Here is a 10,228-nt window from a genome sequence, read left to right as displayed (position 1 = left end):
TCCTCAGTACGCGAACGACAGAACGTCGTCTTCGTCGTTCGTGATCCGCGGGGTGTGGTTGGTCTTGGCGACCTCTGGCATCGCCGAGGCGACCCCTCCCCTGATGTAGACGATGAGCAGCCGCAGTTCGACGACCATGAGAATGCCGTAGACGAGGCTGAGGCTGATCAAGGAGAACAGCAGCATCGCCGGCGTGAGCTCGGGCGACAGCGCTGCCTGGGTGAACATGTACACAGCGTCCTGTCGTGCGGGATTCGGCGCGACCACGAACGGCTGACGTCCCATCTCCGTGAAGATCCAGCCGGCGGAGTTCGCGATGAAGGGAGCTGTGATGGACAGGAGCGCCCCGCGCATCAGCCAGGCCGAGGCGGGGACGGTGCCCTTGCGCGTCAGCCACAGCGCCAGAGCGCTGACTCCAGCTGCGATCATGCCGAAGCCGATCATGAGTCGAAAGCCCCAGTAGGTGACGATCATGATGGGCTGGTAGTCGATCTTCTCACCGGAGTGCTGGCCGTAGAGTTCATTCTCGGGCAGATGGGTGCCGTACTTCTCCTGATAGTCAGGAAGCAGAGTCGTCACACCGTGGACCGGGGTGTTGAAGTCTCCGTTGGCGAGGAAGGACAACAGACCGGGGATCTCGAACACGTTCTCAACGCCATCACAGTCGTTCGAGGAGGGGTCTCCGATCGTGAGCACCGAGAATTCTGTTCCATCGTGGCAGGCGGCCTCGGCCGAGGCCATCTTCATGGGCTGCTGATCGAACATGAGCTTCGACTGGATGTCGCCGGTGATCGCCACACCGGCGAAGGCGATGATGCCGACGACCGCGCCGATCCGCAGAGAACGGATCCAGACCTGGTGGTCGATGGCATCCCGTCCGGGCACATCGGGCGCGGAGCCGACGACGACCTTTCCATCGGGCCCGATGGAGTCAATGCCGTCCTTGCGCCGGCGGTACAGGTGATACCAGGAGATTCCGAGCAGGAAGCTGCCACCGACAGCCACTGCCCCGCACAGCGCGTGCGTATAGGCGGCGATCGCCGTGTTGTTCGTCAGCACCGCCCAGACATCGGTCATCACCGGTCTTCCGTCGACCATCTCGACGCCGACCGGATGCTGCATCCACGAGTTCGCGACGATGATGAAGTAGGCGGAGATCCATGACCCGATGACCGCGCACCAGAGGCTGCCCAAATGGACAGCACGAGGGAGTCTGCCCCAACCGAAGATCCAGAGTCCGAGGAACGTCGACTCCAGGAAGAACGCGAGCAGCGCCTCCAGCGCCAGCGGCGCACCGAAGACGTCCCCGACGAAACGGGAATACTCACTCCACGCCATACCGAACTGGAACTCTTGGACCAGGCCGGTCGCCACACCCATGATGAAGTTGATGAGGAAGAGCTTCCCGAAGAACTTGGTGCTGCGCAGGTACATCTCATTGCCCGTGCGGTGGTACATGGTCTGCAGAATCGCGACCAGCATGCCGAGGCCGAGAGTGAGTGGGACCATCCAGAAGTGATAGACGGTGGTGATGCCGAATTGCCAGCGCCCGATGAGAACCGGATCCAGGTCCATGGGTACTCCGTTCGTGGAAGACTAAATTTCTACAACACGTAGAATTCTACAACGCGTAGAAGGTATTGCGGCAATATTCCGCAATCCAAGATCTGCCGTCCCAGAACGCGCGTCATTGCCCGTTTGCGCTCACCCTACTCCGCCGAGGTGTGCACACGACCCCGATTCGACCGATGAGCGCACCAGCAGCGGCGACGAAGCGAATTACGGTCGATCTCACATGGAATTCGACAGCTTGTAGAGTTAGACTGAGCTGGCAACACGAACCATCACCTCGAAGGACAAGGACACCGTGGGAACACTGGGCGAACTCGAACGCAGCGTCATGGACGCCATCTGGGTACATGATGACGGGTTGAGCGCGGCCGAACTCCGCGACGTTTTGGCAGCACGCGATCTGGCGCTGACCACCGTCCACACAGTCCTCACCCGGCTGGAGAAGAAGGGGTTCGTCACTCGCGACCGCAGCATCCGTCCGCATCGCTACCTCGCGGTTTCGACGCGGGAAGACCATGTTGCAGAACTGATGACCGAAGTCCTGTCACAGGCCCCGGATCGCCAGGCCGTTCTTGCCCGATTCCTCGGCACCGTCTCGGAGGCTGACACCAAGGCTCTGCGTAACATGCTGGGACGCAATCACTCGACCAACTCCTGACGCAGGTCGTTCCCGAGCATGAGCGTCGTGGGATCCGTCCTCGCGGTACTTGCATTCCTCTTAGCGTGGCCGGTTCCGGCCGCGCTCTCCCGTTTTCGGGGAGACCCCATCTCGCAGGTCATTCTGTGGCAGGCCGTCGGTCTCTCCGGTGGCCTCTCACTTATCGGCACAGCCCTGGCTTTTGCCGTTGCTCCGGCCTCGAACAGTCTGCCTGAGGGACTCTGGCAGCTCGCCAGAGGACAGTCGCACGCTCACCTCACCGTCTTCGCCTGGATCTTCCTCATCATCGCAGTGGCACTCATCGCCCGACTGCTGGGGTGTCTTGCCCTGACGTTCTACTCCGCGCGCAGAACTCGCATTCGCCATGATGAGATTCTTCATCTCCTCAGCGAACCATCCGCGACCTACCCTGATACGCGCATCATCACGACCGACGAAGCCGTCGCCTACTGCCTGCCCCAGGGGCCGCGCAAAGGAACTGCGGTGCTGTCAACCGGACTGCTCGAAGTCCTCGGCGAGGACGAGCGCACAGCCGTCATCGCACATGAGAGAGCCCATCTGGACTTCCGCCACGACGTGCTGGTGATTCCCTTCGCCGCGTGGCACCGTGCTCTGCCGTTCTTCTCGGCTACCGCGATCGGCCTCAACTCAGTCAATGGTCTGATTGAGCTCATGGCCGATGACCAGGCTCGCGAGCACGTCGACCCGGCGATTCTGGCGAAGGCAGTGCGGGAAGCGGCGGGCATCAGCCCAGAGCATCGCAGCGATCTCTCGGCTCAGCGCATCGACCGTCTGTCCCGGCCTCTTGATCCTGCACGGGTACCGGTGCGTGTGACGTCGACGCTAGTGGCACTAGGTCTGCTGCTGGTCCCGAGCCTGCTGCTCTTCGCCCCCGTCGCTTCCGGATTCTGACCCCTCGCCTCGCCCCGGCTCAGCTGTCGATGCGTTCAGCGTCGAGAACTGCGGCTCCCGAGACGATGAACTCTTTTCGCGGCCCGACAGAGGAACCCATCAGAAGTTCGAAGGTGTTCTCTGCTGCCTCGGCGTCGGCCATGGTCACACGGCGCAGTGTGCGCATGCTCGGATCCATCGTCGTCTCCGCCAACTGGTCGGCGTCCATCTCGCCCAGTCCCTTGTAGCGCTGGATGGGTTCTTTGTATGTCTTCTTGGACTTCTCCAGCTTCTTCAGCAGAGCATGGAGTTCGGCCTCGCTGTAGGTGTAGACGACGTCGTTGGGCGTGCCGCGCTTCGTGACCACCTCCACACGGTGCAGGGGCGGCACGGCCGCGAACACTCGTCCCTGTTCGACCAGTGGCTTCATATAGCGGAAGAACAGGGTCAGCAGCAGGGTCCGGATGTGAGCGCCGTCGACGTCGGCGTCGGTCATGATGATGACACGTCCGTAGCGGGCCGCATCAATGTCGAAGCTGCGGCCGGATCCGGCCCCGATGACCTGGATCAGTGCAGCACATTCGACGTTGGCCAACATGTCCGACAACGATGCCTTCTGTACGTTGAGGATCTTGCCGCGGATGGGGAACAGTGCCTGGTGGTCGGAGTTGCGAGCGGCTTTCGCGGTTCCCATCGCGGAGTCGCCCTCGACGATGAACAGCTCTGTGTTCTCCACTCCGTTGTCACGGCAGTCGTAGAGTTTGGCTGGCAGGGAGGATGCCTCGAGCGCGGTTTTGCGCCGCTGGTTCTCTTTGTGGGTGCGGGCCGAGATGCGTGATTTGAGCTCCGCGACGACCTTCTCCATGAGGACTGCGGCCTGCTGCTTCTCTGCGCGCTTGGTTGAGGACAGGATGTCGCCCAACTGCTTTTCGACCGTCTTCGCCACGATCTGCCTGACAGCGGCCGTACCCAGAACTTCCTTGGTCTGCCCCTCGAACTGCGGCTCAGCCAACTGCACCGTGACCACCGCGGTCAGGCCGGCCAGCACGTCGTCTTTCTCGAGCTTGTCCTTGCCCAGCTTGAGCTTGCGGGCGTTGGCTTCGACAGCCTTGCGCATGGCTTTGAGGCTGGCCTGTTCGAAACCTGCCAGGTGGGTTCCGCCGTGCGGAGTGGATACGACGTTGACGAAGGACTTGACCTTCGTGTCGTAGCCGGTCCCCCACCTCAGGGCGATATCGACGCCGACTTCGCGCTCGACCTCTTTCGAGACCAGGTGACCCGAGGAGTCGAGCACTGGGACGGTCTCGCTGAATTTTCCGGTGTCCTGCAGACGCCAGGTGTCCGTCATCGGAGGGTCGATCGACAGATGGTCGACGAATTCGGTGATGCCGCCGTCGAAGCGGAAGACCTCGAGGCGTTCGGCGATGACTTCGCCGGTCTCGTCGCGGGCGACTCCACGGCGGTCTTCGATCCGCAGTTCGAGCCCGGGGACGAGGAACGCCGTCTGGCGTGCACGCTCAACGAGGTGCTGGTAGTCGAATTGGGCCTTGGACAGGAAGATCTGCGGGTCAGCCCAGTACTGGACTCGGGTACCCGTGACTCCCTTCTTCGCTTTGCGGACGACATCGAGTCCGGTCGGTTCCTGGAACTCCTCGAAGGGGTTGTCAGGACCGGGCTGTCCGGAGGAATCGTCGAAGCGCCCCGGCACACCTCGGTGGAAGGACATCTTGTGAACCTTCGATCCACGTGTGACTTCGACATCGAGTCGAGCAGAGAGTGCGTTGACGACGGAGGCGCCGACACCGTGCAGACCGCCGGACGCGGCATAGGAGCTGCCTCCGAACTTGCCTCCGGCATGGAGCTTGGTGAGAACCACCTCGACGCCGGTCAGTCCCGTCTTGGGTTCGATGTCCACGGGGATGCCTCGGCCGCTGTCCGTAACCGCCACTGAGCCGTCCGGTTCGAGTTCGATGAGGATGGACTTGCCGAAGCCGCCCAAAGCTTCGTCGACGGCATTGTCGATGATCTCCCACAGGCAGTGCATCAGCCCACGGGAATCAGTGGTTCCGATGTACATGCCCGGACGCTTGCGAACCGCTTCGAGACCCGACAACACTGACAGATGCCTGGCGCCGTAACTTTCCTCTTCCACACGTTTCCTCTCGTTCGATTAAATTCTAATCCCTCAACGGGCTCTGTCTCTGCCATTGCGCGCCGTGTCTCGCGTCGATTCCGCCGAAACCGCCTGTTGACGGCATCTTTCCTGGAACAATGGCACTATGTCTCCTCGTCGCAGTGCCCTGGTCCCCCTCTTGTGCGCGGTTCTCACTTTGCCGGGCCTCACTGGGTGCAATGCGAGCCCTCCCCCGCAGCCCGCTGCGTCCACCCCCGCCGAGCCCGAGGCAATGTCGAGTTCGACGAGCCCCGCCGCGCAGGATACCCCGACAACGAACCCTGCTGTCGACCTCAGCGGTCGCACAATCGCCATCGACCCTGGCCACAACGGAGGCAACGCCTCCCACCCGAGCAAGATCTCCCGTCCGGTTCCGGATGGACGAGGCGGGACCAAAGCCTGCAACACCACCGGAACCGCCACGGATACCGATTATCCCGAGACCGATTTCAACTGGGGCGTTGCCCAGAAGCTGGAGCGTGAACTCGAAGACGCGGGGGCCGAAGTGGTCATGAGTCGCGACGACAACAAGGGCGTGGGACCCTGCGTCGATGAGCGCGGCACGTTCGCCGATGACGCCGACCTCATGGTCAGCATCCACGCCAACGGAAGCGAATCGGCGACGACCAAGGGCTTTCACGTCATCGTCGCGAAACCGGGCAGCTCCGAAGCCGTCGAAGACGACTCGAACCGCCTCGCCGATGCCATGAGCAAGGCAATGGCTGATCCGTTCACCCCCAACAGCGCATACGGGAAGAACGCCATCAGTCGGCGACCCGACCTGGCAGGACTCAATAACGCCTCGGTTCCTGCTGTGATCGTCGAATGCGGTGAGATGCGCAATCCCGACGAAGCCAAGACCATGGAATCGAAGTCCGGTCAGCAGAAGTATGCCGAGGCTCTGATGCAGGGCATCGTCGACTGGTACTGAACGGGCAACGACCGAACCTGAACGACACCGGCTGGGCAGGTCCTGCAACAGACAGATCGCCTGCGGTCGCGAGTATTCGCGTCCGCAGGCGATCGTGGTCACCGGGCTTATGCCGTGAGGCCGCAGCCACGGCAGGAGACAGCTGTCTCAGTCGAGGTAGTCCCGCAGAACCTGGGAACGCGAGGGGTGCCGCAGCTTCGCCATGGTCTTCGACTCTATCTGGCGGATACGCTCACGCGTCACTCCGTAGACCTTGCCGATCTCATCCAGTGTCTTCGGCTGGCCGTCGTTGAGGCCGAAGCGCATCGACACGACACCGGCTTCGCGTTCGGACAAGGTGTCGAGAACCGAGTGCAGCTGTTCCTGCAGCAGGGTGAAGCTGACCGAGTCTGACGGCACGACCGCTTCGGAGTCCTCGATGAGGTCACCGAACTCCGAGTCGCCGTCTTCGCCCAGCGGTGTGTGCAGAGAGATGGGCTCGCGGCCGTACTTCTGAACCTCGACGACGCGCTCTGGCGTCATGTCGAGTTCCTTGGCGAGCTCTTCCGGGCTCGGTTCGCGTCCGAGGTCCTGCAGCATCTGACGCTGGACACGAGCAAGCTTGTTGATGACCTCGACCATATGCACGGGAATGCGAATGGTGCGAGCCTGATCGGCCATGGCACGGGTGATGGCCTGACGGATCCACCACGTGGCGTAGGTAGAGAACTTGAACCCCTTCGTGTAGTCGAACTTCTCGACTGCACGGATGAGGCCCAGGTTGCCCTCCTGAATCAGGTCGAGGAAGAGCATTCCACGACCGGTGTAGCGCTTGGCCAATGAGACGACGAGACGCAGGTTGGCCTCGAGGAGGTGGTTCTTCGCAATGCGACCATCGTGGATGATCCACTTGTAGTCCATGGACTCACGCGGTTCGGTGATGCCACCGGCATCGAGCAGGTGCTCGGCGTACATTCCGGCTTCGATGCGCTTGGCCAGATCGACCTCTTCAGCCGCGTTGAGCAGTGCGACCTTGCCGATCTGCTTGAGGTAGTCCTTGACCGGGTCCGCAGTGGCTCCCGCAGAGACGACCTGCTGTGCAGGTGCATCTTCTTCGTCGGCGTCGGAGACGATGAAGCCGCCAGCTTCTGTGACAGCGGCGTTCTTCTCCTTCTCTTCGGAGTTCTTCGTCTCGGTCGCCTCAGCTGGGCTCTGCTCAGTGCCGAGAGTATCGGTTGCTGGCTCGACGGCCTCGCCCGTCTCGAGCACGTCGTCGGATTTCTTCTTCGCCCCTGCGGCCTTGGTGGGCTTCGTCACCGTCTTCTTAGCGGCGGCGGTCTTCGCCACCTTAGCTGCTGTCGATTTCGTCGCAGCGGCCTTGGCGGTCGTCGTCTTTCGGGCCGCGGTGGTCTGCTTGGTCCCGGTTTCCGCTGCGGTCGCTGAAGCCGATGTCTTCGTCGTCTTCGTGGCTCCCTTCGACGCCGCAGTGGTCTTGGATCCAGCGGTGGAGGTCTTGGCGGCCGTTCCCTCCGACTTTTCCGTCACCGTCGTGGATTCCTTGTCGACTCTCGGCACGTGTTCACCTTTCGCGAGCGTTGAAACTTCTCGAATGCACCAGGACATTACTAAGACCCATGTCAAGAGGCCCAGGTATCGGGCCTGTGGGGAACACATAGTTCGCCCATGATGCTATGACAGGGTCAACACCCAATTTTCGCACGATATTCCCGGCTTTGCGAATTGAGCCCCCGGCGGTGGTTCGGGTCCCTGTGCCAAGCTCTTCACCAAGAGTCGCCACCGCATCGTCGGGCTCATCCGGGGCCTCGGCGTGCTGACATCAGCCACCGTGGAAGGTACCCCTGTTCCACTGCGTTCAGGATCAGGGTGGCCATCGCATGGTCAGCGTCGAGTTCGAGCCCTGCCTGGGCGTAGTGCTCTGCCATGGTCGAGCCTCCCAACGACCATTCGAACCATGCGATCACAGCATAGGCGGTGGCCCGAACGTCGGGATGCCCCAGGGGTATGTAGGCCTTGAGGAACTCAATGCCCAACTGAACATCACGGGGGCGAGGTGCATGTGGGGACAGCCCCACCATGTCCTGTGCGGCCTGCGGGGACCTAGCGTATCTCTGCGCGCGAAGGTGCAGCTGTCCGGGGCCGCACTTCTCGATGTCGGCGGGCGCGAAGTTCGGATGATCGAAGCTGAGGATCATTTCGAGTGCGTCCCGGGACCATTTTTCGCTGAGGATCGCGTCAATGGCCATGGTCGTCTGGAGAGTCATCAGGTCTGCGAGGGCAGTCGGGTCGGTGCTGTCTTCGACCTCGCTCAGACGAGCGAGGCGAGGATAGAGGAGGGACAGGACGTCGAAGCCCTCGGCAATGCTCAGCCAGATGTCGCGGTGGCCGTTGCGACTGGCAGTGAATTCTGCTGTAGATACGGCCCTGACCACGAGTTCCTGTGGGGACGCCGCAGGAGAGGAACCCGCCGCGACGAGTTCCGTTGCACAGGCCGAGGCCGAGGCAGCTTCGAGCAGCGTGCTCAGCTGCGCATCGTCGTCGATGCGGCCGAATCGCTCCTCACTGACCCACCACGCGCTCAGAGTATCGATGCCTCGGTCCCCCAGCGACAGCGCGATCTCATCGATCGCCGCCCGGATGAGGTCTCGGTGGACGCGCGGGTACTCGTCACTGTGCCCCCTGACTCCTGCCAGAGCCGCCTCTGGCAATCCGCTTTGGTATTCCGAGTCGTAGAGGACGAGGAACACCCCCGTCGCCGTGCACGCTCCAGCGATGAGATCGCTGTACCATTGCCCGCCTTCGGCCACGAGATGGGCCGCAGTCTCCAGGTCGAAGTCGACGCGAAGCGTCGTCGCACATGTCTGGGCGCCGTGTTCGTCGGAGCCCACAATGACGGCCACGAGGCTCTCCCGTGGAATGTAGCCGAGAGTGTGGGGCACGATTCCGATGATGTCTTCTGCTGTCTTCGCTGTGGTCTCCATGACAACACTTCAGCTCCTGCCCTGCCGAATTGGCCAGAGTGAGCTGAGCGCATGTGGAAACCTTTGAAGTGTCCACAGCCCAAACGCACATGAGTGTGGGCCGATATCCCCACGAGAAGTCGCACAGAATTGCCACCGCGGCTCAACTGGCATACAAGTGAGGGGTGGCGAAACGACGGATATACACAGCACCCGGCTCACAAGTCGTCGAAATCTCGACCGGCACCGCACGCCTGGAGAAGGTCGACGGGGAGGTCGACAGCTATGTCCTCCATGTCAACGGGGTGCCTTCTTCGTCGATCACTCTGAGCGAGCCGACTCGGCTGGACTTCGAGTATCTGGATTGGATGTCTCGGATCATCGATATCCAGTTCGCGGCCGGCCCGCTGCGAGCAGTCCACATCGGGGCAGCCGGATGTGCACTTGCCCGGGCCCTCCATGCCCAACGGCCCGGTTCGAAGCAGACGGCGATCGACATCGACCCCCTGCTCCTCGACTACTCACGCACCTGGTTCGATCTGCCGCGCGCACCTGGTCTGGCTCTGCGTGCCGGAGACGGCGCGGTCGAAGCCGAGAAATTCCGTCCCGACACCCTTGACGTGCTCATCCGTGACGCCTTCGACCATGACTCGGTGCCACCTGCGCTGCAGACCTCGGAGTTCTTCACCACCTGTGCGCGCATCCTCAAAGACTCGGGTGTCTATATCGCCAACGTCCCCGATGCTGGCGATCACCGCGTCCTCAGAGCAGAACTGGAGCTGCTGGATTCTGTGTTCGACCATGTCGCTGCCGCCGCCGAGCCCGGAATCCTCAAGGGACGCAGACGTGGGAACGTCGTTGTCATCGCCTCAAAATCCCCGCTGCAGGTGCACGAACTCGATAGGAGTCTGCGCACTGCGGCGACAATGGCGACCTTCCTGACGGGGCAGGGGCTGAAGTCGAGACTGGGGCTGTGACGGAACACACCTGGCATGAATCATTGCTTCCAACTACTCCCGGTGAGAAAAGTTCGGCATAATGGAATG

The 10,228-nt window shown here is 62.0% G+C and carries 8 protein-coding genes; 4 read left to right on the top strand and 4 right to left on the bottom strand.

Going from position 1 to position 10,228, the window contains the following annotated elements; genetic code table 11:
- Nucleotides 1-3: 3 nt before the first annotated feature.
- Complete coding sequence (locus HU144_RS11390; protein WP_442862671.1) at nucleotides 4-1,569, bottom strand: cytochrome ubiquinol oxidase subunit I; 1,566 nt, start codon at nucleotides 1,567-1,569, stop codon at nucleotides 4-6.
- Nucleotides 1,570-1,867: 298 nt separating this feature from the next.
- Here HU144_RS11390 and HU144_RS11385 point away from each other — a divergent pair, with 298 nt between their 5' ends.
- Nucleotides 1,868-2,230 carry a BlaI/MecI/CopY family transcriptional regulator gene (locus HU144_RS11385; protein WP_198396384.1) on the top strand — a complete coding sequence of 121 codons (363 nt, stop codon included), beginning with the start codon at nucleotides 1,868-1,870 and terminating at the stop codon, nucleotides 2,228-2,230.
- A gap of 18 nt (nucleotides 2,231-2,248) precedes the next feature.
- Nucleotides 2,249-3,142 carry a M56 family metallopeptidase gene (locus HU144_RS11380; protein WP_235351434.1) on the top strand — a complete coding sequence of 298 codons (894 nt, stop codon included), beginning with the start codon at nucleotides 2,249-2,251 and terminating at the stop codon, nucleotides 3,140-3,142.
- A 19-nt stretch (nucleotides 3,143-3,161) separates the two neighbouring features.
- On the opposite strand, the gene HU144_RS11375 is transcribed toward HU144_RS11380, so the two are convergent.
- Nucleotides 3,162-5,273: a DNA gyrase/topoisomerase IV subunit B gene (locus HU144_RS11375; RefSeq protein ID WP_198396386.1), complete on the bottom strand. Its 2,112-nt coding sequence runs from the start codon at nucleotides 5,271-5,273 to the stop codon at nucleotides 3,162-3,164.
- 253 nt (nucleotides 5,274-5,526) lie between these two features.
- On the opposite strand from HU144_RS11375, the gene HU144_RS11370 reads away from it, so the two are divergent.
- Nucleotides 5,527-6,225, top strand: a complete 699-nt coding sequence (locus tag HU144_RS11370) for an N-acetylmuramoyl-L-alanine amidase (protein ID WP_235351433.1) — start codon at nucleotides 5,527-5,529, stop codon at nucleotides 6,223-6,225.
- A gap of 147 nt (nucleotides 6,226-6,372) precedes the next feature.
- Here the strand turns inward: HU144_RS11370 and HU144_RS11365 are convergent, their stop codons facing one another.
- Both HU144_RS11365 and HU144_RS11360 read right to left on the bottom strand, forming a co-directional pair.
- Nucleotides 6,373-7,779, bottom strand: coding sequence for an RNA polymerase sigma factor (locus HU144_RS11365; protein ID WP_235351432.1), 1,407 nt, complete (start codon nucleotides 7,777-7,779; stop codon nucleotides 6,373-6,375).
- Between the two features lie 236 nt (nucleotides 7,780-8,015).
- A complete protein-coding gene (locus HU144_RS11360; RefSeq protein WP_235351431.1) occupies nucleotides 8,016-9,203 on the bottom strand; it encodes a DUF4192 family protein in 1,188 nt (395 codons plus the stop codon).
- A gap of 164 nt (nucleotides 9,204-9,367) precedes the next feature.
- Here HU144_RS11360 and HU144_RS11355 point away from each other — a divergent pair, with 164 nt between their 5' ends.
- A complete protein-coding gene (locus HU144_RS11355) occupies nucleotides 9,368-10,159 on the top strand; it encodes a spermidine synthase (RefSeq protein WP_235351430.1) in 792 nt (263 codons plus the stop codon).
- Nucleotides 10,160-10,228: the final 69 nt, after the last annotated feature.

Origin of the sequence: Brevibacterium sp. UCMA 11752, assembly GCF_021532235.1 — a bacterium.
GTDB lineage: Bacteria > Actinomycetota > Actinomycetes > Actinomycetales > Brevibacteriaceae > Brevibacterium > Brevibacterium antiquum.
The sequence above is the reverse complement of the archived record's forward strand: the minus strand, read 5'-3'. Positions and strand labels throughout refer to the sequence as shown.